Annotated in this window: 27 protein-coding genes, 1 tRNA gene, 1 other RNA gene and 1 riboswitch; of the genes, 24 read left to right on the top strand and 5 right to left on the bottom strand. The window is 45.8% G+C overall.

Going from position 1 to position 26,538, the window contains the following annotated elements:
* The first annotated feature begins 26 nt into the window (after positions 1–26).
* Complete coding sequence (gene maiA, locus AC121Z_RS11565) at positions 27–677, top strand: maleylacetoacetate isomerase (protein ID WP_498124176.1); 651 nt, start codon at positions 27–29, stop codon at positions 675–677.
* A gap of 13 nt (positions 678–690) precedes the next feature.
* On the opposite strand, the gene AC121Z_RS11560 is transcribed toward maiA, so the two are convergent.
* Complete coding sequence (locus tag AC121Z_RS11560) at positions 691–1,158, bottom strand: Lrp/AsnC family transcriptional regulator (protein WP_498124175.1); 468 nt, start codon at positions 1,156–1,158, stop codon at positions 691–693.
* Between the two features lie 191 nt (positions 1,159–1,349).
* Here AC121Z_RS11560 and AC121Z_RS11555 point away from each other — a divergent pair, with 191 nt between their 5' ends.
* Both AC121Z_RS11555 and ffs read left to right on the top strand, forming a co-directional pair.
* On the top strand, positions 1,350–2,399 hold the full coding sequence (locus AC121Z_RS11555) for a Glu/Leu/Phe/Val dehydrogenase dimerization domain-containing protein (RefSeq protein ID WP_498128225.1): 1,050 nt from the start codon (positions 1,350–1,352) through the stop codon (positions 2,397–2,399).
* A 101-nt stretch (positions 2,400–2,500) separates the two neighbouring features.
* Positions 2,501–2,597, top strand: an RNA gene (ffs, locus tag AC121Z_RS11550) — signal recognition particle sRNA small type.
* Between the two features lie 17 nt (positions 2,598–2,614).
* Here the strand turns inward: ffs and AC121Z_RS11545 are convergent.
* Entirely contained in the window at positions 2,615–2,881 is a 267-nt protein-coding gene (locus tag AC121Z_RS11545; protein WP_498124174.1) for a late competence development ComFB family protein, read from the bottom strand.
* Between the two features lie 194 nt (positions 2,882–3,075).
* On the opposite strand from AC121Z_RS11545, the gene AC121Z_RS11540 reads away from it, so the two are divergent.
* The 7 genes from AC121Z_RS11540 (at position 3,076) to AC121Z_RS11510 (ending at position 12,361) form a co-directional block, all read left to right on the top strand.
* On the top strand, positions 3,076–3,507 hold the full coding sequence (locus AC121Z_RS11540) for a hypothetical protein (protein ID WP_498124173.1): 432 nt from the start codon (positions 3,076–3,078) through the stop codon (positions 3,505–3,507).
* A gap of 55 nt (positions 3,508–3,562) precedes the next feature.
* Entirely contained in the window at positions 3,563–4,663 is a 1,101-nt protein-coding gene (locus AC121Z_RS11535; protein WP_498124171.1) for a tryptophan 2,3-dioxygenase family protein, read from the top strand.
* Positions 4,664–4,870: 207 nt separating this feature from the next.
* Positions 4,871–7,681: a TonB-dependent receptor domain-containing protein gene (locus tag AC121Z_RS11530; RefSeq protein WP_498124170.1), complete on the top strand. Its 2,811-nt coding sequence runs from the start codon at positions 4,871–4,873 to the stop codon at positions 7,679–7,681.
* A 464-nt stretch (positions 7,682–8,145) separates the two neighbouring features.
* Complete coding sequence (locus AC121Z_RS11525) at positions 8,146–9,294, top strand: prolyl hydroxylase family protein (RefSeq protein WP_498124168.1); 1,149 nt, start codon at positions 8,146–8,148, stop codon at positions 9,292–9,294.
* Complete coding sequence (locus AC121Z_RS11520) at positions 9,291–9,566, top strand: hypothetical protein (protein WP_498124167.1); 276 nt, start codon at positions 9,291–9,293, stop codon at positions 9,564–9,566. The genes AC121Z_RS11525 and AC121Z_RS11520 overlap by 4 nt, the downstream gene beginning before the upstream one ends.
* 49 nt (positions 9,567–9,615) lie before the next feature.
* Positions 9,616–10,563 carry an aspartyl/asparaginyl beta-hydroxylase domain-containing protein gene (locus AC121Z_RS11515; RefSeq protein ID WP_498124166.1) on the top strand — a complete coding sequence of 316 codons (948 nt, stop codon included), beginning with the start codon at positions 9,616–9,618 and terminating at the stop codon, positions 10,561–10,563.
* A 10-nt stretch (positions 10,564–10,573) separates the two neighbouring features.
* Positions 10,574–12,361: a putative 2OG-Fe(II) oxygenase gene (locus AC121Z_RS11510; RefSeq protein WP_498124165.1), complete on the top strand. Its 1,788-nt coding sequence runs from the start codon at positions 10,574–10,576 to the stop codon at positions 12,359–12,361.
* A gap of 11 nt (positions 12,362–12,372) precedes the next feature.
* Here the strand turns inward: AC121Z_RS11510 and AC121Z_RS11505 are convergent, their stop codons facing one another.
* Positions 12,373–12,933, bottom strand: a complete 561-nt coding sequence (locus tag AC121Z_RS11505) for a 2OG-Fe(II) oxygenase (RefSeq protein ID WP_498124164.1) — start codon at positions 12,931–12,933, stop codon at positions 12,373–12,375.
* Positions 12,934–13,013: 80 nt separating this feature from the next.
* Positions 13,014–13,508 carry a tetratricopeptide repeat protein gene (locus tag AC121Z_RS11500; protein ID WP_498124163.1) on the bottom strand — a complete coding sequence of 165 codons (495 nt, stop codon included), beginning with the start codon at positions 13,506–13,508 and terminating at the stop codon, positions 13,014–13,016.
* A gap of 354 nt (positions 13,509–13,862) precedes the next feature.
* Here AC121Z_RS11500 and AC121Z_RS11495 point away from each other — a divergent pair, with 354 nt between their 5' ends.
* Genes AC121Z_RS11495 through AC121Z_RS11470 form a run of 6 tightly spaced genes read left to right on the top strand, consistent with a single transcriptional unit; the run spans position 13,863 to position 18,810 of the window.
* Positions 13,863–14,627, top strand: coding sequence for a DUF3450 domain-containing protein (locus tag AC121Z_RS11495; protein ID WP_498124162.1), 765 nt, complete (start codon positions 13,863–13,865; stop codon positions 14,625–14,627).
* A 6-nt stretch (positions 14,628–14,633) separates the two neighbouring features.
* Complete coding sequence (locus AC121Z_RS11490; RefSeq protein WP_498124160.1) at positions 14,634–15,992, top strand: MotA/TolQ/ExbB proton channel family protein; 1,359 nt, start codon at positions 14,634–14,636, stop codon at positions 15,990–15,992.
* A 1-nt stretch (position 15,993) separates the two neighbouring features.
* Positions 15,994–16,518, top strand: a complete 525-nt coding sequence (locus AC121Z_RS11485) for a MotA/TolQ/ExbB proton channel family protein (protein WP_498124159.1) — start codon at positions 15,994–15,996, stop codon at positions 16,516–16,518.
* 12 nt (positions 16,519–16,530) lie between these two features.
* Positions 16,531–16,929 (top strand): ExbD/TolR family protein, encoded by a 399-nt coding sequence (locus tag AC121Z_RS11480; protein ID WP_498124158.1) that lies wholly within the window; start codon positions 16,531–16,533, stop codon positions 16,927–16,929.
* 1 nt (position 16,930) lies between these two features.
* Positions 16,931–17,542, top strand: coding sequence for a TonB family protein (locus AC121Z_RS11475; protein ID WP_498124157.1), 612 nt, complete (start codon positions 16,931–16,933; stop codon positions 17,540–17,542).
* Positions 17,543–17,544: 2 nt separating this feature from the next.
* The gene (locus tag AC121Z_RS11470; RefSeq protein ID WP_498124156.1) at positions 17,545–18,810 is read left to right on the top strand and encodes a tetratricopeptide repeat protein; all 1,266 of its coding nucleotides are present in this window, start codon (positions 17,545–17,547) and stop codon (positions 18,808–18,810) included.
* 104 nt (positions 18,811–18,914) lie between these two features.
* Here the strand turns inward: AC121Z_RS11470 and AC121Z_RS11465 are convergent, their stop codons facing one another.
* Complete coding sequence (locus AC121Z_RS11465; RefSeq protein ID WP_498124155.1) at positions 18,915–20,927, bottom strand: tRNA(Met) cytidine acetyltransferase TmcA domain-containing protein; 2,013 nt, start codon at positions 20,925–20,927, stop codon at positions 18,915–18,917.
* Positions 20,928–20,977: 50 nt separating this feature from the next.
* On the opposite strand from AC121Z_RS11465, the gene AC121Z_RS11460 reads away from it, so the two are divergent.
* The 8 genes from AC121Z_RS11460 (at position 20,978) to rimI (ending at position 26,488) form a co-directional block, all read left to right on the top strand.
* Positions 20,978–21,400 (top strand): acyl-CoA thioesterase, encoded by a 423-nt coding sequence (locus AC121Z_RS11460; RefSeq protein ID WP_498124154.1) that lies wholly within the window; start codon positions 20,978–20,980, stop codon positions 21,398–21,400.
* A gap of 77 nt (positions 21,401–21,477) precedes the next feature.
* Positions 21,478–21,591, top strand: a riboswitch (TPP riboswitch).
* A gap of 53 nt (positions 21,592–21,644) precedes the next feature.
* The gene (locus tag AC121Z_RS11455; protein WP_498124153.1) at positions 21,645–23,756 is read left to right on the top strand and encodes a TonB-dependent receptor; all 2,112 of its coding nucleotides are present in this window, start codon (positions 21,645–21,647) and stop codon (positions 23,754–23,756) included.
* A gap of 21 nt (positions 23,757–23,777) precedes the next feature.
* Complete coding sequence (locus AC121Z_RS11450; protein WP_498124152.1) at positions 23,778–24,050, top strand: YkoF family thiamine/hydroxymethylpyrimidine-binding protein; 273 nt, start codon at positions 23,778–23,780, stop codon at positions 24,048–24,050.
* Complete coding sequence (gene pnuC / locus AC121Z_RS11445) at positions 24,043–24,660, top strand: nicotinamide riboside transporter PnuC (RefSeq protein ID WP_498124151.1); 618 nt, start codon at positions 24,043–24,045, stop codon at positions 24,658–24,660. Before AC121Z_RS11450 ends, pnuC begins: the two co-directional genes overlap by 8 nt.
* A gap of 5 nt (positions 24,661–24,665) precedes the next feature.
* The gene (locus AC121Z_RS11440) at positions 24,666–25,475 is read left to right on the top strand and encodes a phosphotransferase (protein WP_498124150.1); all 810 of its coding nucleotides are present in this window, start codon (positions 24,666–24,668) and stop codon (positions 25,473–25,475) included.
* A gap of 47 nt (positions 25,476–25,522) precedes the next feature.
* Positions 25,523–25,599: transfer RNA gene (locus AC121Z_RS11435), tRNA-Trp, on the top strand.
* 54 nt (positions 25,600–25,653) lie between these two features.
* Positions 25,654–26,028, top strand: a complete 375-nt coding sequence (locus AC121Z_RS11430) for a hypothetical protein (protein ID WP_498124149.1) — start codon at positions 25,654–25,656, stop codon at positions 26,026–26,028.
* On the top strand, positions 26,021–26,488 hold the full coding sequence (gene rimI, locus AC121Z_RS11425; protein ID WP_498124148.1) for a ribosomal protein S18-alanine N-acetyltransferase: 468 nt from the start codon (positions 26,021–26,023) through the stop codon (positions 26,486–26,488). The genes AC121Z_RS11430 and rimI overlap by 8 nt, the downstream gene beginning before the upstream one ends.
* The last annotated feature ends 50 nt before the right edge of the window (positions 26,489–26,538 follow it).

Below are 26,538 nucleotides of genomic sequence, written 5' to 3'. Positions count from 1 at the left end.
TAACGAGTCATGCTTAAGAGGTAGTTATGAGTATACATGTTTATGGTTACTGGCGGTCTTCAGCCACTTATCGCTTGCGCATCGCGCTCAATCTGAAAGAGTTGGAGTATCAATACACGCCTATCCATTTAGTCAAAGAGGGCGGCCAACAGCACTCAGACGACTATCTGCAATTAAACCCATCAGCGCTGGTGCCGACTTTTGTTGATGACGATGAAGACTTCACCCTTAATCAGTCATTAAGCATCATTGAATATTTGGATGAGCGCTATCCACAACCGTTGAAATTTTTACCTGAGCACGCGCTAGATCGCGCCCGTATCCGTTCGATCGCGCAAGACATAGCCTGTGACATTCAGCCGTTGGCTAACCTACGTGTTCTTAATGCTGTCGCTGAATTAAGTGATGCTGAAGACGCCAAATCAAAGTGGGCTCGGCATTGGATTGATAAGGGATTTACCAGCATTGAAAAACGTCTACAAACGCGGGCTGGAAAATATTGTTTCGGCTTTGATATATCCCTGGCTGACATCGTGTTGGTGCCGCAAGTTTATAATGCACAGCGTTTCAATGTAGATATGCAAAAGTATCCTTTGATTTGGTCAATCTATAATAATTGTCAAGAGTTGGCTGCTTTTGAGCGAGCTCGCCCCGAAAATCAGCCTGATGCTCAGTAGCGGTTTTATCCCGCTACTGGTTTTTTATGGGTAGCTCTGTGGTGTTTTTTACTTGCTTTAACGCAAAAGTTGAACTGAGATGATCGACGAGTGGTAAATGGGTCAGTTTTGATTTGAGCAAGTGTTCATACTCTTCAATGCTTTCAACGATAACTTTGAGTAGGTAATCGCGATCGCCACTTGTTGTGTGGCATTCGACAATTTCTTCAATGTTCTGGACCGCTTTTTCAAAATCATTGAGTGACTCACCGTCATGGTTTTTAAGTGTAACGAAGATAAATACAGAGACTCCAAGACTTAGCTTTTTACCGTCCAACAGCGTGACTTTGCCCTTAATAATGCCTTCCGCTTCTAAGCGTTTCACCCTGCGCCAACAGGGCGTATGCGACAAGCCTACACGTTGACTTAAATCAGCCATTGAGACTGTTGCATCACGTTGCATGACACGCAGTATTTCTCGGTCAAACTTATCTAGCTTCATTTATTTCCTTTTTCCTGCCGAAGGGCTGTTTTCTTTATTTAATAATTATAGGACAAGTATCCTACCATTTACGAGCAGCTTGCAACTGTTATTCAAGCAATTTGTTTAGCATGAACAAAAAGGCAACACGTGTCCTCCTCGCATTCTATTACTATGACCAAATTCAGTATAAAAATGACGAGTACCCGACAGTGAGTGTTTTTGATCATAGTGAATTTGATAACCACGAGCGTGTGGCCTTTTGGCACGACAGTAAGACCGGATTAAAAGCCATAATTGCAGTGCACAATACCAATTTGGGGCCAGCCCTCGGTGGCTGTCGCATGTGGCCTTATGCGGACAGCGAAGAGGCGCTTACAGATGTTCTCAGACTCTCCCGCGGGATGACCTATAAGGCCGCGATGGCTGAGCTTAAACTGGGCGGTGGTAAGTCGGTTATTATGGGCGATCCGCGCACAATCAAAACTGCTGAAATGATGGAGTCTATGGGACGGTTTGTTGATTCGCTCGGTGGCAGTTATTTTACTGCTGAGGATTCGGGTATCAGCGTCGAAGACTTACAAAACATGGCAAAGCATTCGAATTACATTGCTGGCATTAACGCTAAGTTTAGGTATACCGGTGAGCCCTCAGACGGTAATCCTGCACCGTCAACAGCCTACGGCGTTTATGTTGGCTTGTTGGCAGCGGTCAAGCACAAGTTCAACGCTGACGTCAATGGTTTGACAGTGGCTATTCAAGGCCTGGGGCATGTTGGGTATCGTCTGGCGCAGCATTTACACCAAGCGGGCGCAAAATTAGTGGTCGCGGATATTTATCCAGAAAACGCCGAGCGCGCGCGCACCGAGTTCGGTGCAACGATTGTGGCCGCTCATGAAATTAATAGCGTTAAAGCCGACGTATTGGCACCCTGTGCAATGGGGGCAACCATTAATCCACAAAGTCTTGAAGCTATTCAGGCGCAGGTCATTGCAGGGGCTGCAAATAATCAGCTGAGCACCGAATCTATGGGTGAGGAATTACGTAAGAAGGGGATCTTGTATGCACCTGACTATGTGATCAACGCAGGGGGGGTTATCGATATCTATCATCAGCGTTTTGACTCAAATGCAACGGCGATGAAAGCCCATATTGAACGCATTGGTGATAACCTGGCTGATATTTTTGCGCGTGCAGATGCTGAGCAAGCCGCAACGAATCAGATTGCTAATGCAATCGCAGAAGAACGTTTCAATGCTTGATTAGAGGCGTGGATTTTTTTGCAGAGCGGTTGCAATCGCAACCGTTACTAGGGATAATGCGCGCCGCTGTGAAGGCAGCGCACTTTTCTTCAATGGTGGGTGCCTGGTTCCTCCGCAATGATAATTCGTAAACCCGGTCAGGCCCGGAAGGGAGCAGCCGTAGCGAATGACTCATGTGCCGGAGTGTGGCTAGGTACCTGCCACCCTAAATCTGTTTATCTATCTCGGTGTTGATTTAAAAACGCAAGCGCTTTGTCAACGGCATTAACCACATTCATTTCCATTTGTTGGCGTTCGTTTTGCGGCAAGTAAAATGCCATATCAACTTCGTAGCGAATATAGCGAGGCGGTACCTGATTTAATGCCAAGCAACACAAGTCAGCAAGAAAATCGCTATCTTTGGTTTTATCTAAATTTAATTTTGCTATCCGTTCAATCACCAGATGCTCATAATAGTTATGAATGTCATCATCTAGTTTCATAGTTACCTCCGCGTTTTATGCTGCAATAACTATAGGCATTGCCGTGCAGGTTTGTCGACTAATTTATTTCACCAAAGGCGCACGGGTCAATAACCACCGGTTTGCGTTTTTTATGGATAAAAATGGCATATGTCCGAACACCCACTAAAATAGGCTATGTAGCAGTAGATAAAAAACGTGATGTGTGAGTTTCTATGATTGATGCAACTGAAAGACCATCGATTTTTCAACCTCATGGCCTAAGTGATTTGTGGTGTGCCAACAATATCGTATATGCGAAGTTACTCGGCACTTGGAATTTGCAGGCCGCCGAAGCGTTTGCCGCTGAATTTAAGCAAGTAGCAGCGCCATGCGTAAAGCAAGGCGCTTGGGGGCATTTGGTTTTGCTTGAAGATTGGGATTTATGCGCTGCAGAGGTCTTCCCTGTCATTGCAGAATTGGTGGATTGGTGTATCTCAAATAATCTCAAAAGAGCGGCACAAATCTATCCGCCATCACCAATAAAAAGCTATTTCATCGATCAAATGGTTATTGAGGAACAGGGGGACTTTAAACGGCGTACGTTTGATTACGAAAATGAGGGCCTGCAATGGCTGCAAGCAGAGATGTCAAAGCTGCACGGATAGCCAAATAAAGCAATGTTCTGGTATTCTATGCGCAAATAAAACAAGAATAACAATTATGAAAAATAAAGTGCCTCCAGTTTACTACGGCGATTATTTGCAACTGGATAAAATTCTATCCGCTCAGCACTTACAAAGCGCAAAATATGCCACGCCAGCGCATGAAGAAACCTTATTTATCATCGTGCATCAGGTGTACGAGTTGTGGTTCAAGCAAATTTTGCATGAGCTCAACAGTATTATTAAAGTGTTTTCCGCAGATACGGTCGATGATCGAGACTTAACGATTGTGGTGCATCGATTGCGTCGAATCACCGCCATACAACAGTTAATGAACGACCAGATTAGCGTAATGGAAACCATGACCCCACAAGAGTTTTTGGCCTTCCGTGACTATTTGGTGCCAGCGTCAGGTTTCCAGAGTATTCAATTTAAACAGCTGGAAATATCGCTCGGACTGAAACGTGAGTATCGCATTGATTTTGATAAACAATCCTTTTATCTACGTTTAACCGATGAGGATAGAGCTTATCTCACCGAGCTTGAGGCACAGCCCAGTTTGTTTGAGCTGGTGGATCGATGGCTGGCACGCATGCCACTATTGGAGATTGATGGGTTTTCTTTTTGGCAATTATATAAAGATGTTACATCGAGCTATCTTGCTGAAGATCGTGAGATAGTTGAAACCAATGACGGCTTGTCTAGTGAAGATAAGGCGCGCGAATTGGCTGGTTTAGACGAGACTCAAGCGAAATTCGATGCCTTGCTCGATGAAGCTAAATATGCAGAGTTGCTAACTAACGGTCAATTTCGTCTGAGTCAAAAGGCCATGCTGTCAGCACTCTTTATCAAACAATATGCTGAAGAACCCATTTTTAATCTGCCCTTTCAATTTATAACACTATTAACTGAAGTTGATGAGAAATTGACCATTTGGCGTCACCGTCATGCCATGATGGTGCACCGTATGCTGGGTGGCAAGATTGGCACAGGCGGCTCGGCGGGCCATCATTACCTGCACCGCACGACACAGGCTAACCGAGTGTTTACCGACTTTTTTGATATGGCGACTTTTTTATTACCGAAAGCGTTACTGCCGCAATTACCGCCTGAAGTACGGCGCTATTTGGAATTCCATTTGTATCAAGCGGGTCGATAACTCTGACCGGATGTAACTTTTTGTTTACGGCTAGTAAAAATAAGCAAAAAAAATAATGAACTTTTTTTCCTCTCGTCGTAAACGCTGTTGACCGCGCCCTAGGGATGTGGTTATTATCAACGTGAGGTTCACTACCTTACTAATAAAAAACCGCCTAAACGGTTATAACAAATCACTAAACATATTAGTGGTCCAGGGAGACAATACATGTTTACAAACTCTAAGCTGGCACAGTCAGTCAAGTTGGCTTGTGCTTTCGGCGCAGTATCATCACTCGGTTTTGCCGCTCCAGCAATCGCTCAAGACGCTGGTGCAGATGAAGGCGCTGTTGAAAAAATCCAGGTAACTGGTTCTCGTATCCGTCGTGCAGACATCGAAGGTGCGAACCCAGTATCTGTTCTAGACTCAATCGAAATTGAAAAGTTCGGTATCACTTCAATCGGTGACGTTCTTCAGTCAATTCCTGCAGCTGGTTCAGCAATCAACACTAACAACAACAACGGTGGTAATGGTACAACGACGATTAACATTCGTGGTATCGGTTCTAACCGTACGTTGGTATTGGTAAACGGTAAGCGTTGGTCTCCAGGCCTTGGCGGTTCTGTTGACTTGAACAACATCCCTTCTTCAATCATCGAGCGTATCGAAGTATTGAAAGACGGTGCTTCTGCGGTTTACGGTTCTGACGCAATCGCGGGTGTTGTTAACATCATCACTAAGCAAGATTTCGACGGCTTACACGCAAGTGCTTACCAAGGTGAGTACATCAGCGAAGGTGATGGTAACAAAGAGCAGTATGATATCGGCTTCGGTGTATCTAATGACAAAGGTAACGTTTACTTCAACGTATCTTACGTAGAAGAAGAGCCAACATTTGCAGGTGACCGTCCGATTTCTGCAGTGCCAGTATTCGGTACTCCAGATGGCTTCGGTGGTTCTTCAGGTACTCCAGAAGGTCGTTTTTTCTTCTATGATAACGATGGATTTGTTAGCGCTAATGGTTACGAGAACGGTGCCTTTACCCCTTGGGATAACGTTGGTAGCCGCTTTAACTTTGCTCCGCTAAACTATTTATCTACACCGCAAGAGCGTACTAATATATACACGCAGGGTCGTTACGAGTTGACTGATAATGTATCAGTAACTGCTACAGCCTTTTACGGTAACCGTAAGTCAGCTCAGCTTCTTGCACCTACTCCATTATTCATGGGTTGGGCATTTGGTGAGTTCGGTTACAATATTGCAGCAAACAACCCTTTCAACCCTACTGGCTTGGATTTGAACTCAGATACAGCTCCAGGTGAGCCTGGCTCTCTTGCAATCTATGGCCGTCGGATGTTGGAGACTGGATTCCGTCAATTCTCTCAAAATGTCGATCAGTTCCAGTTTAATGGTGGATTCGAAGGTGTGCTAGAGCTTGGCGACCGTGAGTTCTACTGGGATGTTGGCTATACTTATGCAGACATCGCACAGAACACTATTACCGATGGTCTATTAAACACTGACCGTGTTAAGCGTGCAATCGGCGATGTAAATAATTGTGTTGGTGCAGATGATGGCTGTGTTCCTTTAGACTTGTTTGGTGGCGCTACAGCAATCGGTCAAGGTACAATCACACAAGAAATGATCGACTACATTAGCTTCACTGCACAAGACGCTGCAGGAACTACTCTTGAGAGTTATGCTGCGAACATTACAGGTGATGTTGTTGAGCTACCGGCTGGCTTCATGTCATTTGCTGCGGGTTATGAGAAGCGTTGGCAGTCAGGCTACGACCAGCCAGATGCATTGATCGCTGCAGGTATTACTTCTGGTAACTCTCGTCAGCCAACTGAAGGTTCATTCAGCGTTGAAGAGTTCTACTTGGAGTTAGCAGTTCCATTGGTGGCTGATGTTGCTTTTGTTGAAGCGTTAGACTTAGAACTTGCGACTCGCTACTCTGATTACAGCAACTTTGGTGATACGACTAACTCTAAAGTAGGCATTAAATGGCGCGTAAACGAAGAATTGATGGTTCGTGGTACTTGGTCTGAAGCGTTCCGTGCTCCTTCAATCTCTGAGTTGTTCCTAGGTAACAGTGATAGCTTCCCACCACTAACTGACCCATGTAATGGAAGCAATCCTGACCGTGCTAGTCTGCCTGGTTGTGCTGGTATTCCGGCTTCCTATGAGCAACCAAATTCACAGATCCGTATCACTGTTGGTGGTAACCAAGATCTGAATGCCGAAGAAGCAGAGAGCTTCACTTACGGTGTGGTTTATGCGCCAACTTGGTTAGAAGGTGCGTCATTAACGTTTGACGTATTCGATATCGAAGTAGAGGGTGCAGTATCATCTGTAGGTGCTCAGTCTATCCTAGATGCTTGTGCACAGACAGGTGTTACATTGTGTTCTCTAATTGAGCGTGGTTCTCAAGGTAACATTCTTGATATCTTTAACGGTCTCGTTAACCTTGGTGGTCAAACAACGAAAGGTTTCGATATGGAGTTGGCTTACAACTTTGAAACTGATTTCGGTGATTTCAAATTCCGCGTAGACGCAACGTATGTTGACGAACGCAGCGTAATCGTAGTTGACCCAGTTACAGGAACTTCAGAGGTGTTCCGTGAACATGGCCGTGCATTCGACCGTGATGTAGTTCCTCGTATCCGTTCTAACATCAGCTTAAACTGGGTTAACGGTGACTGGACTGCGAACTACTTGATTCGTCACATCGGTTCAACAGTTGAGAACTGTTCAATCGGAACTGCCGGTGGTGTAGACCTGAACGACGCACTATGTAGCTTGCCAAACAGTGGTCCTGATGGCGAAGATTACAACGAGTTAGGTGCAATGGGCTACCATGACGTTTCAGTTGGTTACTTCATCAATGATAACCTTCGTGTAACTGCTGGTATCAACAACTTGTTGGATCAAGATCCACCAGTATCATTCACTACGTTCGCGAACAGCTTTGACCCGTCAATGTACGAAGTACCTGGACAGTTTGGTTATGTTCGTTTCAGCATGACGTTCTAAGAGTTTCTTAGTACTATAAAAAGCCTCTCTTCGAGAGGCTTTTTTTTTTGCTATTGACGTGTCTGTATCGTGCAAAATAGCGTTGACTCGTTTCAAACATATTAATGCGGCAGTATTGAATATAAAGAGTGTGCGTCTGCTATAGGGATTTACGATAAAGGCAAAATCAGCGTTGGTAGAATTAGTGGACAAAGGTGACAAAACTATTTCTGAAGTTCATTGGCTTAATGCTTTCGTGTGATAAGGATGCCCACTCAAATTGATTACAGCATGAACGAATCTAAACTTCGTCTAAGACCGAAGACCGAAGACCGAAGACCGAAGACCTAAGTAAAAAGAAAGAATAACCAAAAAGAATTTATCAGCGAGAAGCCATCGGTACGACACAATTAACAAGAATCAAGAATCAAGAATCAAGAATCAAGAATCAAGAATCAAGAATCAAGAATCAAGAATCAAGAAGTATGAATAGTGAAGCGTTATTCCAACAAGCCATGCAGCATTATGCGCAGCAAAATAATGCCGCAGCAACCCAAGCCTTGGAACAGGCCGCACAGATGGGCCATACTATGGCGACCTTGTACTTGGCCGAGCAGTACTTTCGGGTAGAGCCAAAACGCGCCTTTGGATTTCTTAAAGAGCAATGGCAACGTGGGGTAAAGGGCACACTACACCGTTTAGTTACATTGCGCGCGTTCTTTACAGAGGAAGTTTTATCCTGTGAAGATTTCGAATTGTTGTATGCTGAGGCAAAGCAGGGCCACGTAGAATCTGCGCTCATCCTATTGGATTTCACTTATGCACATGCGGATAGTTATCTATTTACGCGTTTAATAGAACAGTACGCACCGGGTTTATTAAGTGATCTTGGTGTTGAAGTGCCTACTACCCAACCAATACAAGGGCTTACAGAAGATAAAGAGAAGCAATTGTTTGAAGTTGCTTTAGCGCATTGGCAGCGGTTAGGCACGAATAAACCAACGTTAACAATGCAGTCCTGTGGTATTCGCTATTATCAAGGGGTGTATTCACAACTTGCCTGTAATTATATTAAGTTGCGCTTACAACCTCATTTAAAGCCTTCGCTAGTGCATGATCCTGTCACCGGGAAAGGGATCCAGAACGATGTTAGAACCAGTTACATTGTGCATGTGACACCTGAACACCTCGATTGGTTTGCATTGCAATTAGATATGATTTTAGAGAAACTGACAGGAGTCTCACGGGCACGCGGTGAGTCACTTAACTTATTACGCTATGAAAATGGACAGCAGTATAAGCCGCATTACGACGCTATCGTCGGGCAGGGGCCGCATTTTGAACAAATACGCGCCGATGGCGGCCAACGCATGCGTACGGCTATTACCTATCTATCTGACGGTTATATGGGTGGCGAAACCCAATTTCCACGCTTAGGTTTGAATGTAAATGCGACGATTGGTGACGTTCTGGTCTTTGATAATTTGGACGAAAATGGTAATGTAGACCGCGATTCTTATCACGCTGGTGCGCCAGTTACTGAAGGAACGAAGTGGATCCTAACTAAATGGATCCGAGAATCAGCAACACACTATGGCAGTGTTGTTTATCCAAAAAAGGTGAATAGTTTATGAAATACTTATTAGTATTAGCAGCATTTATGGCGCTTGCAGGGTGTAACAGTACGTCTTCTTCTAAGACAAGTGCGCAAGAAAGCAACAGTGAAGTTGCATCAGTCAGTGACGACGATGGGGTTGTGTGCAAAATGGAAAAGCGCATTGGTTCAAATATGATGACCCGTGTTTGTCGTACGGCAGAGCAGCGCGCTGCACAAGAAGAAGCCGGGCGTGAAGGTATGTTGCGTTTACAACGTGGCAGCATGACGTCGGGTGCTGATGGCGAGTAATCGCAAGCTTGATTTAATAAAAGCGCCCTTTATGGGCGTTTTTTTATAAATGATGACAGAATTTACGAATAAAATAGAACTAGCGCTTAGTCACGGTCACTTTGCGGTTGCTTTAGAACATTACCTTGAGTGGTTTGAAACTTTGGGAGCGAAGCACGAAGAGGCTGCGCGACAATGGCACCCAACACATCGAGCCAATGCGGCCAGTCTTTCTCGGCAGAACTTATTTCAGCGTGTGGCTGATGAAGCTAGGGTATCCGAGCGCTGTCAAAAGGCAGTATCGAACTTCATTGGTCTGCACAGAGAACCTTGGCAAGACGATTTGCAACAGCCGAGCTTTTTTTACTTCCCAGATCTCGTGGCAAAGCCTTTCTACCAAGAAGATGAAATCGGAGGTCTAGCTGACGCGATTGATAATATTCAAGCCGATAAACCGCAGCTAGAGCAATTCATTGGTGAATGTGAAAAAAGTTATATTGACCATATTGGCAGCGCACCGAATACGCAAGAATGGGTTGAGCTTAAACAGAGCTGGCGAGCGACACATTTTATTGATGGACAGGGACTGTGTCAGGCGCTGGGTACTGTCCCATCCTGTATCAACGACCTACAAAAATCATTATTGCCACAGTGTCCGCCTTTAGCACCTGAAGCCTTTATTTCAAATCTAGAACCTGGTGGTTATATCCCCCCGCACTATGGTTTGAGTAATATAAAGTTGACGGTACATGTGCCACTAAGAGTAAATCCTGATGCGTGGCTGCGAGCAGGTGACGAAACCTATAAGTGGCAAGCAAGCGATCGTTGTATGATTTTTGATGATTCATATCAACACAGTGCTAAGAATTCAGGTGATACACTTAGAAGTGTATTGATTTTCGATGTTTGGCATCCAGATTTAACCTTAGCTGAGAAAAATTTTATTCAACATTTTGTTGAGCAACACAATGACTGGTCGAACAGTGTGGGTATGTTGGCAGGATTAGATAAGAATTAAGCAAATGAATATGCAATTAAATCAACAAATTCTCGGTGCCTATCAACAACGTAATTATGCTCAAGTGGTGAATTTATTTAATGCACAGCTGTCGGTTAAACAGTGTGAGCCAAACCTCGGGTTATGTTATGCCAATGCCTTACGCCATACCGGTCAAATCAAGCTTGCTCAGCGAACCTTTGAATTATTAGTCAAGCGATTCCCTGCATTACCGCCGGTACTGAACAGTTTTGCCAATTTTCTGATCGCACAGAATCGCTGGGATGAAGCTGCTAAGCAATTAAAAGGTGCGATTCGCCTAGATGCGAATTTCTGTGATGCCTATGTCAATCTTGCGCGCTTACAACTGATGCAAGGTAAGTCTGAATTGGCGATCAAAACGTACTCGAAGGCCAGTCAACTTAGGCCGCAAGACCCGAATATTCAAATCGGCTTGGCCGGTGCTCTGGTTGCACAGAATAAGCTCAGTGATGCTGAGACTATTTTTCAACGATTGCTAGCTACTCCGAGTGGGAAGAATGATTATCGTGTACTGACACAATATGCAGGGTTACTGCGCAGCAAACAACAGTACCAAGATGCGCTAGCCCTGCTGCAGCGTGCGCAACAGGTAAACCCCAATGACGCACAATTGTATACCATGCTAGCTGCTAATCATGCTTTGGCTCAGCAAATGCCTGAAGCGCAAGACTGTTACGAGCGGGCGATAGCAATTGCGCCGACGGATGTGACCATTCAGATAGAGTTTGCGCATTTTCGTTGGTCGCAAGGAATTGAGGAACCTTTTGGTCCATTGTTAGCAGCAGTTAATGCTCCTGCGCAGCAATATGAATTGACTGTCGCAGCATTAGATTTATTGATTAATGCTGAACAATTTGAATTAGCGAAAACTCTGCTTGACCGCGCAATTCCTGTCCTTAATAAAGACCCAATGGTATTAATGTTTGCTGCCAGAGTCGCACGCTTAACCAATGATCTTACACATGCTGAGGATTGCATTAAAGAAGCCATTAAGCAAAGTGGCAAACCGGTCCCTGTGTCTTTAGAAAATGAGCGGGGTTATATTGCGCTGGCAATGGCCGATGGTGATACGGCCAAAAAGCTATATCGTCGTCTACAGCAGCGCGAGCCGGCTGATCAGGGGTGGTGGACGCTGTACTCTACTGCGCTTAAATTGGTCGATCCATGGTCTGCTGAATACGCTAACCTATGTGACTATTCTTTAACTCACAGTGCCCTGATCCAAAAGGATAAAGGCTATGAGTTTTTACAACGGTTAACGCGCAAATTGGAGCATGTGCACGCAAATACCCATCATCCCATTGGTCAATCATTACGCAATGGTACGCAAACCTATGAAGATATTTTTGATGATCAAGATGAGGTGATTCAAACCTTAAAGTTATGGATCAAAGCACAAGCAGAATCCTTTACTAAGGGGTTAACACGGCAATCAAAACATCCTTTTTTGAGTCGAGTAGGGCAGGATATCGCATTTACTGGCTCATGGTCGGTTTGTCTCAGAACAGGCGGGTACCACACCTCGCACTTTCATCCCCAAGGCTGGCTGAGTGGTGTGTTTTATGTGGATGTTCCCGCTGATGTTAATCATGGTGGGCAAGGCTGGCTGCAATTCGGTGTGCCTGAAATCAGTCAGCTTTCGTTACCCGCTGATTATATGATTAAGCCTGAAAATGGTCGCTTAGTGCTGTTTCCGTCGTATATGTGGCATGGTACGCGCCCCTTCAGTGGAGGCGCGCGGCGCATGACTGTTGCATTTGATATGGTGCCGGCTTAAGCGTCGAATTTTTACTGCGCGGGTTCGAGTTTAAATGCCAGTGTATAGCGCGGCTTGTAACAAATGCGGTTAGGAGGGCGGCCGACGTGCTTTATCGCACCGTGAAAAACCACGACACGGCCAGGTTTTGGGGTGCATGCATAAGCGCAATCATCATGCTTATTGAAAAACAGCGTTTCACCACCCCATTCAATATCCCATTCAGGGCATACATAAACCAGAGCTGTCATTTCATCACTATCCGGTAGACAGTCAGTGTGGGTAAACAGCATGTCTCCAAACGCGGCATGATTGCAGTACCCACGATAGGCTTGGTAACGCTTACCCGCACTCTGTTCAACCGCATTCATGAGCTTTGTATACAGAGGAAGCGCTTGGATCTGTTCGTTATTAAGATTTACTGCCCAATGCTTGAAATCCTGTGTGTCAGGGCGGGCAACTTCGTTTTTCCGGTAGGCGCTATTGTCTAATCCTGCATAGAGTGATTTTACTTCACTCAAATCACAGACATCGTCAAATACGTATACGGGACGTCCATCGACGTCAAGTTGGTAACTGGGCTTATACTTCATGGCAATTATCGTTTGCTTAATAGTAAAACGCCAGCAGTGGCTGGCGTGAATATTTAATTAAGTATAACTTTTTTGGCCGCTCAGTAAGAGCGCTTTTCGCAAATAATTTCACGAATATTTGAACCTACCTGAGTTCGTTTCAAACAGCTCAAGTCTTGAGCATCGGCGCCATATTTGGCAATGTGTTCTGCGACAAAGGGTTCCATTGCTTTGATAAAGTCTGCAGGTAATGCCGCAGTTAATTGTCGCTCGGCATCACGCCATTCTTGTGTGCGCTGCTCAAGCGCGACTTTAAACCACATCCAGCCTTGCTTGTAGTCTGGCTCCATGCCCCAACCGTTAAGATACATCTGTGCAAGGTAGAATTGCGCTTCTTTACTACCTAACTTTGCGCCTTCAGTGAGCTTTTCATACGCTCTTTCATAATTTTTAGAGTTCAGGGCATACAATCCGTTTTGCACGGTATTGGTGTACTCTGTCATCCACATACCTTCCTTAGTTCGTTCTTGCGCCAACGACGGTAAGCTAATGGTGGCAATTGCCACGCACACCAAAAGTTGCTTTCTAATCGACATAATGTTTCCTTTACACTGTGATTCGTATTTGTTTATAAGGATACGACCTCGCGCTAAAAAAGCACCTGTACCATTGTTACGAATTGTAAAATCTGTTTCATATTCTGTAGTGTCCAATCGTGAGCCCAATAAAACTGGTATGAGCTGCTTACAAACCTGTAACAAATAATCTGCATTTGATCCCAGCCAGCTTGACTTTGTTAGCGTATCCATGTGACCATCCGTAAGTCGTGGGCAATTTTCGATTGTCTACATCTATCAGAAAATTAACTAACGGTTTAATAGCCCCTCGCTGCAACATTCGGTTACAAGCGAGGATTCGAACAAGAAAATTGGTTGGGAACTATGTCCAATATGAGCAAGAGAACTCTTATTGCTGCTACCGTCATGGGTGCTTTCGCACTTGGTAGTAGCGCCATTGTCTCTGCAGATCCGCTTAAAGATCTTCATGAAGAAGAATTCAAGATCCACGCTGCGGCTGCAAAATCTCAAGAAAAAATTAACGCCTTGTTTGAGCAATCACAGGAATTGCTTGTTGAGTATCGGTCGGTCGTTGATGAAACAGAAAACTTAAAGGTCTACAACGACTATCTCGCAGGCTTAGTTGCAGACCAACAGCGCGCGATTGACTCTTTGCAGCGCCAAATCGATAGTATCGAAGACACGAAGAAAGGTATCGTGCCATTGATGTATCGTATGATTGACAGCTTGGATAAGTTCATTGACTTAGACATTCCAATCAACCTAGTCGAGCGTAAAGAGCGTGTGCAACGGTTGCGCGATATTATGAGCAACTCGAACGTAACGGTATCTGAACAGTTCCGTCAGGTTATTGAAGCGTATCAAATTGAAAATGAGTACGGCACGCGTATCGCTTCGTATCAAGGCACGTTGGATGATGCGGGCACTGAAGTGACCGTTGATTTCTTCAACTTAGGTCGTACAGCGATGCTCGCTCTATCGTTGGACCAAACCGCAGCATGGCGCTGGGATAATGACGCACGTAGGTGGGAACGCTTAGGTGACGAATATCTTAACTCAGTTGTTGATGCAGTGAAGATGGCGCAAGGCATCATTCCTGCTGACCTCATTAAATTACCTATCAAAGCTGCGGAGTAATTAGTAATGAATAAGATTATTAAAACATTACTGACAGCGGCAACTGTAACGGTTTTGTCTGCAGGTGCCTATGCACAGGACGCTAAGTCGCTGAAAGAATTGCTTGAAGAAGTTAAAGAAAATCGTGTTTCTCAAGCGCGTATCAATGAACAACGTGAAGCGGAATTCCGTAGTGAACGTGCCGATAAACAAGCACTTTTGCGTCGTGCTGAAGCGCAGTTGAAAGCTGAGCAAGACCGCGGTGACCGTTTACAGCAACAATTTGCTGATAATGAAACCACGCTAACAGAAAAAGAAATTGAGCTGGACAATGCAACCGGTACGCTAGGTGAAATGTTCGGTGTGGTTCGTCAGGCCGCTTCTGAAGCTTATGGTCGAATCGCTACGTCAATCGTTAGTGCTGAGTATCCTGGACGTGATGCCTTCCTAGCTGAAATGTCTGAAGAGTCTAAAGGCTTACCAAATATCGGTGAATTAGAAGACCTTTGGTTTGCACTACAAACCGAAATGACTGAATCTGGTCAAGTTTCGCGCTTCACTACTGAAGTTATTAGCTTAGACGGTGGTACGACAACGCAAGAAGTTGTGCGTGTTGGTACGTTTAACCTTATTGGTGACGAAGGCTACCTAGTATACGACGATGCGAACGATGCGGTGCAGCCTCTTGGTCGTCAGCCAGATGGTTATTTGGTCGATTCAGCGATGGAATTACGCGGCGCAAATTCTGGTGTTGTACCTTTCTATGCAGACCCTTCACGTGGCGCGATCCTTGGCCTATTGAAGCAAAAAGCGACGCTTGAAGAGCGTTATCACGCAGGTGGTGTAGTGGGTTACGTAATCACTGGTATGTTGGTTATCGGTCTATTGATTGGTTTATACAAACTCATCACATTGACCTTGGTTGGTGGCAAAATTAAAGCACAGTTGAACAACCCTGATAATCCTTCTAGCTCTAACCCATTAGGTCGTATTCTTGCGGTTTATCATGAAAACAAGAATGCTGACGCAGAAAACCTAGAGTTGAAATTGGACGAAGCCATTTTACGTGAATTACCACGCATCGAAGCGGGTATCAACGTAATCAAGATTTTTGCTGCTATCGCTCCGCTACTTGGTCTATTGGGTACGGTATTGGGTATGATTGCAACCTTCCAAACAATCACATTGTTCGGTACAGGTGACCCACGTATGATGGCGGGTAGTATTTCAATGGCGTTGGTAACAACGGCTCAGGGTATCATTGCGGCACTACCGCTTATCCTTACGCATAGCATCGTGGCGTCACGCAGCAAGTCTATTGTACATATCCTAGACGAACAAACTGCTGGCATCATTGCAACTCACGCAGAGACGGAGAAAGCTTAATATGCTTTACCTGATTGGATTATGGGAATCGGTCAGGGAGTTTATCGCTACTGGCGGTGACGTGCTGTATTTCGTTGCCGCTGCGCTCTTTCTCATGTGGGCTTTGATGATAGAGCGCTACTGGTATCTGTCAGCCGTGTTTCCCAAAGTTAAAAGCAAAATTATTGCTGATTGGGACGCACGGAAAGACACTACCTCTTGGTATGCGCATAGAATCCGTGATGCCTGGATTTCACAAGCGTCAGACGCTTTAAATGCTCGTTTATTGATTATTCGAACTTTGGTTGCCATGTGTCCTCTAATAGGATTATTGGGAACGGTAACTGGTATGATCACAGTATTTGAAACGATGGCGACACAAGGTACTAGTAATGCCCGTTTGATGGCCGCTGGTATCTCAATGGCAACAATCCCAACAATGGCTGGAATGGTTGCGGCGTTATCTGGCTTGTTTGTCAGTTCTCGTCTAGAGGCTAAAGCAAAGATCGCCAAAGAAGGCTTAGTTGATAGCCTGCCGCATCACTAAAGAGAGATTGATATGGGTCGTAAAGTAAGAGAGCCAGAAGAGGAAGCGGCAATTGATATGACGCCGATGCTAGACATCGTGTTTATCATGCTGATCTTCTTTATCGTAACCACGGTTTTCGTTAAGGAAGCCGGTATTGAAGTGAATAAACCAGACGCGAGTCGTGCGGTACTGCATAAAAATGCCAATATTTTTATCGCAGTGACCGAAGATGGTGACGTCTGGTTAGATAAGCGCCAAGTCTCTGCCGATAGTGTCAGAGCAAATATTGAACGTTTGTTGACGGAGCAGCCAACTGATTACGTAATCATTCAAGCCGATGTCAAAGCCAAGCATGGCTTAGTCGTTGAGATTATGGATCAGGTTAAAGCGGCTGGTGTCGATCGCGTTTCAGTAGCGGCGAGGGGGTAAGATGGTTAGATTCATACTATCTATTTTAATTGGTGCAGCTATAGCTTTTGGTTTGTTCGTTGTGATGGCGAAACTGATCGAAAACTCGGCGCGTCCTGCGGACGAAGTCGCACCGGCCCCAATCATTGATATTGTTATGGCCGAGCCGGAAGAAGAGACGCAAACGCGTACTCGTAAGCCGCCTCCGCCACCACCGCCACCACAAGAGCCGCCAAAGCTTGAACAAACCGAGCCTGAAGCGGAAGAGCCTAGCACGGACGGTTTTAGTCTAGTCGTTCCTGGTATTGATACCGGCGGTGTTGGTGTTGATATTGGTGGTGTTGGCGCAATGGCGCGTGATGGTGAAGCAACGCCGATCGTTCGTATCGATCCGAAGTATCCTGTGCAGGCTGCTCGTGACGGTAAGGAAGGTTGGGTAAAACTTCAGTTCACGATTAACGAAGTGGGCGGAGTTGAAGACATCGTTGTTCTTGAAGCCGAGCCAAAGCGTCTGTTTGACCGCGAAGCGCGTCGTGCGTTAGCCAAATGGAAATACAGACCAAAGATCGTTGATGGTAAGCCAGTTAAGCAGTTCAACATGTTTGTGCAACTTGACTTTACCTTGGAGCAATAATCATGATGAAGAAAATGTTTAATCGTTCAATCGTCGGGTCAGTGCTTGCAGGTACATTTTTACTCTCGGCGCAAGTGTACGCGCAATCGCAACCGATCGTGTGCCCGGGGTATCAGAAAGGCAAAACTCAGTTAGTGGGCGAGCGTACGGGCAAGAAAGTGCAACAAGCTTTTGAGTTCTACAATCAGGACTTGATGACCGAAGCACTTGAAGTTTTGTACGACATCGACGCTTCCGATGACTTTGATAGAGCCTACGTTGATCGTTTTATAGGGAACTTACTTGCAGCACAAGAAGGTCAGGGCACTAAAGCCTTGGATTATCTTAAAGGTGCCGTAAGTACACGCGTGCTAAATGACCTTGAATATACCCAAACGCTAAAATTGCTTGGCGATTTGAGTATGCAAGAGAAGAAGTACGGTGATGCGATTGAGTGGTACACTCAGTGGATGGACATCACGTGTAAACAAGATCCTGATGTTTATACGCGTATTGCCCAGGCGTATTATGAAAATGGTCAACTCGACAAGATGATCGACCCTGCTGATAAAGCGATTGCGCTGTATGAAGAGCCTAACAAGAACCCCCACGTTCTGAAGCTTACTTCATATTACGAGCGCAAGCTGTATCCGCAAACGGTTGAAGTTGCAGAAACTCTGGTCAAACTATTTCCTGAGACTAAGCAGTGGTGGACGCAATTAGGGTTCTTCTACATGTTAGTTGAAGACTATAAGCGTGCGCTTTCAATCTTTGAAATTGCCCATGACCAAGGGTTTTTGACCAAGACTTCAGAAGTTAAAGCATTGGCGCAGTTGTATGCGACAAATGATATTCCTTACAAATCAGCCAAAATACAACAAAAGTATATTGAGCAAGGTTTGATTAAGCGTGATGCTGACAGTTTGGCTGCACTTGCTAACACATTGCACCAAGCCAAAGAGTATCTTGACGCAGCGAAGTTTTACGGTCAGGCGGCTAGCCTGAGCTCAGATCCAGAGCATTTCCGTAAGCAAGGCGTATTATTGTTAACTGCTGAGCGCTATAAAGACGCGATTGTTGCATTGAATAGTGCACTTGAGCGTGGCGCACCTGATGAAGGACGCATCCATTTCTCACTAATGGAAGCAAACTTCTATACGGGTAACTTCCGTGAAGCCTATCGTCACGTGCAACAAGCGAAGAAAGACAATTCAATCCGACGTAACGCACTTGCGTGGGAACCTTATATTCGTGAAAAAGCGAAGAATAGAGGCATTAATCTTTCCTAATGAAAAGCCCCGCAAGGGGCTTTTTTTATGCGTTCAGGATTGTCCTAGTTATTCTACTCGCTGATTTAAAATCCCTGCGGCGCTGCTTGCCATTGACACTTTACTTATCGTTCGCAATCGGTGGGCAACACAATTTGCAACTCGCTACGCAAGTTATCAGCGAACTGTTTCTTACCTCCTGGTGCAAATGTACTAATAAGTTCTTGCAGATCGCAGCGTTGTTGCACGGCGATGTGGCTTAAGATTGGTAGATTTTCGTTGTTAGCGGCTATATAGCTACAAGCTATCAACGCCTCTTGAATAGTAGCCACTCCGCGCCATCCTGCAATAAAATCTCGCAGTTTTTGTTTCTGTTGGTCCTCAGTTAGGGATCCCCCCTGACTAAACCATTGATTCACGGTAGGGTTTAACACCTTGGTGTACAAAAGATTTAGGCTGTTGCTGGCTTTGTTGGGGCGGCTGCCCGTATAAAACTTGGAATAGCCGTTTTTCTCCCAAAACTTTTTCAATAAGGTTTTTTCGCCAAATATTGTGGTCATAATATCGGCATGGTTGCTGATTGCGCTTTGTTCCGCAAAATCCAATAGTGCACTGGCTGTTCCCTGCTGACGGTACTCGTCTGCAACAACAATTCGATTCACTCGCCATGCGCTCAGGTGACAATATTCAAGCTGGGTCGTATGGAAAGCCATTAATTGTAATGAAAGATGGCCCTGTGGACGCCTCTGTCCGCGAGCAATGGGGCTGGCAAGGTCGGCTAATTGTGAATTCCCTTCCTTGATCACCACGCACGCACCCAGCAATGTAGCGTTTTCTTGAGCAATAAAAATCACGTGGTCCGGCGAGTCTAGTAAGCGGACAAGGTCAGCGATTGTCGTTTGATAGTGTGCGTCGCGTAACAGTGTAAATAAGGCCTGAAGCATCTGCGGAGATTGCACTAAGGCTGCAGGCTCTATGAGATTACAGGTAAATGCTTGCGTCTCTTGCACATTGCTATGTTCGGTTGCCAGTGGCATGGATTTACAACTTAAATGAGCGAGGAGGTTTTCGAGGCTATCATTGCGATACCAACGGATGGGTTGTTCAAGTTGGTATTGATTTAGTTGTTGGTAAAAAGGTTGAATGGCAGGGAGCAAACGCTGCAAAAATCCCTGACCAGTCCCCTCGTAACCGTCAGTTGTGGTCGTTAACAGGCAGGTTGACGCTGCTTGGCATATCCTTTCGAGCATGGGGGCGGGTATGCTCGCGGCTTCATCAATGACGACTAAGTTATATACCGATAAATCTGAGATATCTGTGTCAGGAGCGGCAAATTGCAGGAGCTTTGCTGAATTATTTTGATCGGTTTGCTTAAAGATAGTTTGTACCGCAGTAGCACGTGAAGAGATAAGTAACACAGGTTGCTGGTTTTGGTTAAACTGTTGGATAAGCCAGCCTGCCAGCCAGCTCTTCCCGCGGCCACGCGGCGCAGTGATGACCGCACATTGCTTGTGCGTCGATGTTAGCTGCTGCAAGACTCTCTTTGCTACATTGCACTGGTCTTGCGTTTTAAATGGCGCTGCTACATCAAACTGAACGATGTCTGATGGGGCAACAGGGGATTGCGGTAATTTTACCTGCAACGTTTGCTGCTCTATCAAGGCGACGTTTGGTTGGCTCTCAATAACTGCGTTGAACCATTGCCCGAAATAGCTGTGCTTTACCTTAGTACCCAACGACGGGTGTTGCATGTAATTCAGTCCTGTTGACCAAGTGTCGCGCGGTGGACACAGCAGTACAATCAACCCCTGATGACGCAAGGTACCACAGATGGCTAGCAATCCATCAATATCGAATCGCGTATGCGCGCTGTATATTACTAGGTCGAGCTCTTGGCCCAACCACGCCTTCGCATTGGTTAAAGGCTCATATTGCCCATTGCAACTGCGCTCGCCAAGCCAAAGACCCTCTAAAACCGTGTTACTGAGTGTAGAACTAACACGCCAACACTCTTCAGCAATAGTTTCGCTCCAGCTTTGCTCACCGCATAGCAACAATAACTGACGATGATTAACAGTTTGGCTACGTTGGCTTAACCAATCAGCAATTTGTTTAACAGCATCAGTTGGAGCAATCATCTATACTCAACGCTAATATAATTTGAAAGCTATAGTGTATAGGATTTTGTATGCGGTTTTTATCTCGTCGTTTAGTTATGCCCGGGGATCTCAATTATGCCGGCTCTTTATTTGGGGGGCGGGCGTTAGAATGGATCGATGAAGAGGCGGCGATATATGCCATATGTCAGCTTGAGACCAATTGTTTGGTTACCAAGCACATCGGTGAAATCAGTTTTGAATCGCCGGCCTTACAAGGGGATATTGTCGAGTTTGGTCTTGCCACGAAGGCGGTGGGTAGAACGTCGATTACCGTTACCTGCCTTGTGCGCAACAAGGCGACAAAAAAAACCATATGTCTTGCGGACGATATTGTCTTTGTTCAGGTTGACCCGAGCACGCGTCAACCCGTAGCGCATGGGAAGACGCCGGAAGATTTAGAGCAACAAACTAAAGATGAATTAAAAACCCTTAACTTTTTACCAGACGTGTAAAAAATAGTTGGTTTATCCACTGCAGCAGGGATAGTGCAAGCCAGCATGGCGTGTTAGACTTTAGCTGTCATTTGAGACAAATAACCTAGGGGTGCTCGATCATTGCTTTGGCAATATCAGCTGAGATCCATTGGGAAACCCTTATACCTGATCCGGATAATACCGGCGTAGGAATGGTAAAGCCTTATCTTTAACACCTGCCGTGAAAACCGGGTCTTTTCATGTATTTTTACGAAGAGATCCTATGACCATGAAACTTGCGAAGTTGACGCCGCTAGCCGCGTTCTTTTTAGCTCACACTGTACAAACCAGCGTATTTGCGCAGGGTAATGAGTCTCCACCAGCCGAAGAGTCAGCCCTTGAGCGTATTGTTGTTACCTCAGATTTTCGCCAAGCCTCGCTCGAACAGATAGCCGGCAGTGCCACCGTGCTTTCAAGTACAACCATTGCACAGCGGCAAGCACAACACATTGATGCTCTGATCGGGGCGATCCCGAATGTTAATTTTGCTAGCGGTGCTTCACGTGGACGCTTTATTCAGATCCGTGGCATCGGTGAACGCAGTCAGTTCAGCGAACCTTTAAATCCGTCGGTAAGCTTTACTCTGGATAATATTGATTTAACCGGCTTGTTTGCCCTCGCACAGCCTTTTGATATCACCCAGGTTGAGGTACTCCGTGGCCCACAGGCTACCGAATTCGGCTTAGGCGCTTTAGCGGGCGCGGTCAACATGCACAGTGTGCAGCCGGGCGCAGAGCATGCAAGCCAATTACTGTTGTCCTATGGCACTGAGAACACCTGGCGCACGGGATTAGCGATTGGTGGTGATTTGAGTGCCAGAGTAGGGTATCGAGCGTCTTGGCTAGAGCAACGTAGTGATGGTGGTATCACCAATACATTTTTAAGTCAGGACGATACCGACAATATTAATGAGCGCGCAGGGCGCTTAGCCTTGCAGACACATGTTGGAGACAACAGCAGCATCGTGTTCAATTATCGCTACTTTGACATCGATAATGGTTATGATGCGTTTTCTCTCGATAATGATCGTAAAACGCGTTCAGATGAGCCTGGATTTGACCGCAATGAAACACACGCAGCCAGTCTGCGGTTTGACTCTACCACTGACCGAGCGGATTGGTTGGCGGTTTTTTCTGCCACGGACAGTGAATTGGGTTATGGCTATGATGAAGATTGGACGTTCAATGGTTTTCATCCGAACGGTTATAGTTCATTTGATGCCTATTACCGCGATGTAAGATCCCATTCATTAGAATTGCGCGCGACGTCCAAACAGTCATTGATTATCAGGCAACAAGCGTTTGATTGGGTGGTAGGTGCGGTTTACCGTAGCCGTGACGAGGACATGCGGCGAGACTATACCTTTGCCGACAGCCCGTTTAGCAGTGCATATTCGCCGACTAATTTCGCCGTTTATGCGCGCCTGGATACTGAATTAGATAACCAACTGGGTATTCAATGGGGCATGCGTATCGAACATTCAGCATTGGAATACGCTGATGTAACCGGCTTTAATGATGAAAGCAGTGATACTTTGCTCGGCGGCAAGCTAGCGGTTAATTATCCAATCGCGCAAGGGTTAATTTACGGGAGTGTTGCACGCGGTTATAAAACCGCGGGGTTTAATCCCGATGAAAGAGTTTCAGACGCAGCGCGTTTGTATGCGCCCGAGTATAATTGGAACTACGAACTGGGACTGAAACAGCGCTTGCCTCAGATCGATGCCAGCTTCCGCTTGGCATTGTTTTACATGACGCGCGAGGATACCCAAGTCGCTGACTTTGACATCTTATTGCGTGATAACGGCTCAACGGATTTTATCGATATCATCGGCAATGCAGACATCGGAACTAATCGCGGCATTGAATTGGAAGCGCAGTGGCAGGTGTCTAGCCATTGGGCCATTGACGCGGCGGTGGGCTACCTTGATGCCACGTTCGAAGATTACATCACTAGCAACGGTGAACGCATAGCTAAGCAGCGGCAAGCGCAAGCGCCAGAATTTACCGCAAATCTGGTTTCTCGCTTGGATATCGGAGACGATTGGTTATGGCGAGTTGAAGTTGATTTCACTGACGATTATCGCTTTTCTGATGGTCACGATGTGACTTCACCGGGTTACGCATTAGTCGATACATCGCTGGAATGGCATTGGCAAACGTTGCAAGTACAACTCTGGGTAAAAAACCTGTTTAATCGCGATTACTATGTGCGTGGCTTTGGTGGTTTTAGTAATGATCCGAGAGATGGTGAATTCGGCTATGCCGAGCCAGAAGCTTATTATCAATTTGGCAGTGAGCGCCAGTTGGGCGCCACCCTTAATTGGTATTTCTAACTAAACACCGGGAGTTTAAGGATGGCTTTGTGCACCGCCGAGTTATCGCTGTATCCATTGGCTGATAATTATTTGCCAATCATTAAAGATTTTATTGGTCATTTACGGGGTTATTCCGAACTTGTGATAGTGACTACAACAACGAGTACACAAATTCGCGGTGAGTATAGTCAGGTATTTGCCATCCTTGCGCGCGAGCTTGAAACATTGCACGAGGCAACTGGGCAGGCTATTTTAGTTTGCAAATTTCTGGCGGGAGCAGAGGTAGCACCAGGGTTGTACAAGGATGAGTAATGATAAGCTAACGCTGAGTGACGTGTTGTGGCAACAGCTTATCGCGCTGCAAGGATTAGAGGCGTTTGCGGTGGTGTTAGCCATTGCTTATGTCGTGTTGGCAGCACATAAAAATATCTGGTGTTGGTTGTGCGCCGGAGTGAGTACGCTGCTGTATACAATCGTCTTTTGGCATGTGAACTTGCCTTTTCAGGTGGCGTTGAATGCCTATTACGTGGTGATGGCTATCGTCGGTTATTGGCAATGGCAGCGCGATGATACTGAAGCAGAGGTCACGCGTTTAACGCTTTCTCAGAACACCGTAATCATTACAGGGATTGTACTTCTTACCGCGGTTTTAGCGCATACAGTATCGAGTTATGTGGCTACACAATATGTGTATATCGATGCATTTATTACTATCGCTAGTGTTGTGACCACGGTGATGGTGGTTTATAAGAAAATTGATAACTGGGTTTATTGGTGGGTGATCAATGCGATTTCTTGCTGGTTATACTGGCAGGTTGAGCTTTATCTGACCAGTCTACTGTTCTTGCTATATGTTGGGTTGTCAGTCTATGGTTTAATGCAATGGCAAAAAAGTACCGGACTGTCTACCGCGAAGGATTAAGGCTTATGCTTGGTCACAAGGATTTACCCCAGTCATTATTTGATTCCTTAGGGATCGACGATGACTTTGAAATACGCGAAATAAATGCGACTCCGGTAAATACTACCTATTGTATTTCTGCTGATGGTGAGCGCTACCTTATAAAACGTTTTCATGCGGACCATGTGACGGGCCGATCAAGGCCGACGCTTATGGCTATGCAACGTAAAATAGCACGTACTGGGTTGGCACCCATGCCGTTGTACTTAAACCAAACGCAAGGTTTATACGCCGAAGATTGGGTGAGACATTCGATGGAACCGCTCACTGTACTAGATGACAGTATAAAAATGGAGCGTTTAGCCAAAGCATTGAGTTTGATCCATGAATTACCGATTTCCACGCTCACGAATGATTTGCCGAGTCAGTGGGCGCAATATCTTACCGCCATTCCAAATTCAGAACTCCGAGTATTAGAGGACAAGATTGCTCAGGTTAAAGCTGTTTATGAACGGGAATTTGCTGATTCTGAGCATTGCGTGTTTTGCCACAATGATTTAGCGCTGAATCATATTATCGATCATGCCAAGCCAGTAATCATCGATTGGGAGTATGCCGCCTCAGGCAATCGTTTTTTTGATATTGCATCAAGCATTAAGATCAACCAGCTAAATCGCCATCAAGTAGAATGTCTAACCGAACAATATGCGCACTTTTCAGGACTCAGTGTTACCGAACTGCAAGCTGGACTCGCGCGGGTCCACCCATTGGTCGAATTAACTTATCAGCTCTGGTATGGCGCGGTTAAGGCATTCACAAAAATTACGGAAAAGTGACTTTTTTCTTTACCTTTAAGCGCGCATACGTATAATGCGAGCGCGCTAGGGGTGTAGTTCGAATTGGTAGAACAGCGGTCTCCAAAACCGATGGTTGGGGGTTCGAGTCCCTCCACCCCTGCCACTTTTCTCTGTTACACTATGCGTCTATTGAGAATCTTCTTTATGGCGGCTCGCAATGTCCACATCTAGGCAAAACTACCAAAATGCTGTGCTCCAAGCCATGGGGATTACCGTGTGGCGAGCAAACACTGAAGTCACAGAGGCGCAGTTAAACCCGGTGGAAACCTCAGAGTCTGCAGCTAACCCAGTGCCACTTGGTACAGTGGATGATAAACCCATTGCCGCACCGTTGCTTTCACCCGAACAACTACAAGACCTTACTATTGCCGCACAAAGTTTACGTCCTGACTGTGCGCCAATGGTGGAATCTTCGACACGATTCCCCACTCTGCAAATCGAAGGCTCAAACATTTCTTTGCCGCACGGAGCGAGCGCTCTAACTCCGGCATTAAAGCGCCAGATTTGGCAACAACTGATTGACCGTGGTTAGTCAATTTCGGCGCTTAGAGGCTGGCTCAAACTTGTGTGGTCAGGCTTATCAGGTGTGTATGAATGCTCATCCGGTACCCTGGTCTGAGAAGGTATTTAATGATTGCTTAAGCTCACCGTATTTCGCTAATGCCGCGGTGGAAAGTGATGACTTACTGGGCTATTACATCGGACTTATGGTTGCTGACGAGGCGACCTTGATGGACATCGCAGTGCATCATGTTGCGCGAAAACGGGGCATTGGAAGGCGTTTGTTGATGCACTTTATCGAACACTGCGAACGGCACAACGCGGTCACTTGTTGGTTGGAGGTCCGCGCGTCAAATACGCCTGCGATTGCATTGTATCAGCAGTATGACTTTGTCCAAGTCGCGCGCAGAAAAGGCTACTACGCCATGGCTTCAGATAAGAACGCCAAAGAAGACGCGATTATTATGCAGCGTGTCTTAAAAAATTCATGAAACTTGGACTTTGCCCAAGACTTAGCGCCAAACCCTTGTATAATACGCGG

The sequence above is a fragment of the Alteromonas sp. DYW1 genome (assembly GCF_059752595.1).
The sequence above is the reverse complement of the archived record's forward strand: the minus strand, read 5'-3'. Positions and strand labels throughout refer to the sequence as shown.

What these genes read in the sequence shown, in the direction of transcription:
- maiA (WP_498124176.1), top strand. Translation starts at nt 27, where the DNA reads ATGAGTATACATGTTTATGGTTACTGGCGGTCTTCAGCCACTTATCGC.
- AC121Z_RS11560 (WP_498124175.1), bottom strand. Translation starts at nt 1,158, where the DNA reads ATGAAGCTAGATAAGTTTGACCGAGAAATACTGCGTGTCATGCAACGT.
- AC121Z_RS11545 (WP_498124174.1), bottom strand. Translation starts at nt 2,881, where the DNA reads ATGAAACTAGATGATGACATTCATAACTATTATGAGCATCTGGTGATT.
- AC121Z_RS11540 (WP_498124173.1), top strand. Translation starts at nt 3,076, where the DNA reads ATGATTGATGCAACTGAAAGACCATCGATTTTTCAACCTCATGGCCTA.
- AC121Z_RS11535 (WP_498124171.1), top strand. Translation starts at nt 3,563, where the DNA reads ATGAAAAATAAAGTGCCTCCAGTTTACTACGGCGATTATTTGCAACTG.
- AC121Z_RS11530 (WP_498124170.1), top strand. Translation starts at nt 4,871, where the DNA reads ATGTTTACAAACTCTAAGCTGGCACAGTCAGTCAAGTTGGCTTGTGCT.
- AC121Z_RS11525 (WP_498124168.1), top strand. Translation starts at nt 8,146, where the DNA reads ATGAATAGTGAAGCGTTATTCCAACAAGCCATGCAGCATTATGCGCAG.
- AC121Z_RS11520 (WP_498124167.1), top strand. Translation starts at nt 9,291, where the DNA reads ATGAAATACTTATTAGTATTAGCAGCATTTATGGCGCTTGCAGGGTGT.
- AC121Z_RS11515 (WP_498124166.1), top strand. Translation starts at nt 9,616, where the DNA reads ATGATGACAGAATTTACGAATAAAATAGAACTAGCGCTTAGTCACGGT.
- AC121Z_RS11510 (WP_498124165.1), top strand. Translation starts at nt 10,574, where the DNA reads ATGCAATTAAATCAACAAATTCTCGGTGCCTATCAACAACGTAATTAT.
- AC121Z_RS11505 (WP_498124164.1), bottom strand. Translation starts at nt 12,933, where the DNA reads ATGAAGTATAAGCCCAGTTACCAACTTGACGTCGATGGACGTCCCGTA.
- AC121Z_RS11500 (WP_498124163.1), bottom strand. Translation starts at nt 13,508, where the DNA reads ATGTCGATTAGAAAGCAACTTTTGGTGTGCGTGGCAATTGCCACCATT.
- AC121Z_RS11495 (WP_498124162.1), top strand. Translation starts at nt 13,863, where the DNA reads ATGAGCAAGAGAACTCTTATTGCTGCTACCGTCATGGGTGCTTTCGCA.
- AC121Z_RS11490 (WP_498124160.1), top strand. Translation starts at nt 14,634, where the DNA reads ATGAATAAGATTATTAAAACATTACTGACAGCGGCAACTGTAACGGTT.
- AC121Z_RS11485 (WP_498124159.1), top strand. Translation starts at nt 15,994, where the DNA reads ATGCTTTACCTGATTGGATTATGGGAATCGGTCAGGGAGTTTATCGCT.
- AC121Z_RS11480 (WP_498124158.1), top strand. Translation starts at nt 16,531, where the DNA reads ATGGGTCGTAAAGTAAGAGAGCCAGAAGAGGAAGCGGCAATTGATATG.
- AC121Z_RS11475 (WP_498124157.1), top strand. Translation starts at nt 16,931, where the DNA reads ATGGTTAGATTCATACTATCTATTTTAATTGGTGCAGCTATAGCTTTT.
- AC121Z_RS11470 (WP_498124156.1), top strand. Translation starts at nt 17,545, where the DNA reads ATGATGAAGAAAATGTTTAATCGTTCAATCGTCGGGTCAGTGCTTGCA.
- AC121Z_RS11465 (WP_498124155.1), bottom strand. Translation starts at nt 20,927, where the DNA reads ATGATTGCTCCAACTGATGCTGTTAAACAAATTGCTGATTGGTTAAGC.
- AC121Z_RS11460 (WP_498124154.1), top strand. Translation starts at nt 20,978, where the DNA reads ATGCGGTTTTTATCTCGTCGTTTAGTTATGCCCGGGGATCTCAATTAT.
- AC121Z_RS11455 (WP_498124153.1), top strand. Translation starts at nt 21,645, where the DNA reads ATGACCATGAAACTTGCGAAGTTGACGCCGCTAGCCGCGTTCTTTTTA.
- AC121Z_RS11450 (WP_498124152.1), top strand. Translation starts at nt 23,778, where the DNA reads ATGGCTTTGTGCACCGCCGAGTTATCGCTGTATCCATTGGCTGATAAT.
- pnuC (WP_498124151.1), top strand. Translation starts at nt 24,043, where the DNA reads ATGAGTAATGATAAGCTAACGCTGAGTGACGTGTTGTGGCAACAGCTT.
- AC121Z_RS11440 (WP_498124150.1), top strand. Translation starts at nt 24,666, where the DNA reads ATGCTTGGTCACAAGGATTTACCCCAGTCATTATTTGATTCCTTAGGG.
- AC121Z_RS11430 (WP_498124149.1), top strand. Translation starts at nt 25,654, where the DNA reads ATGTCCACATCTAGGCAAAACTACCAAAATGCTGTGCTCCAAGCCATG.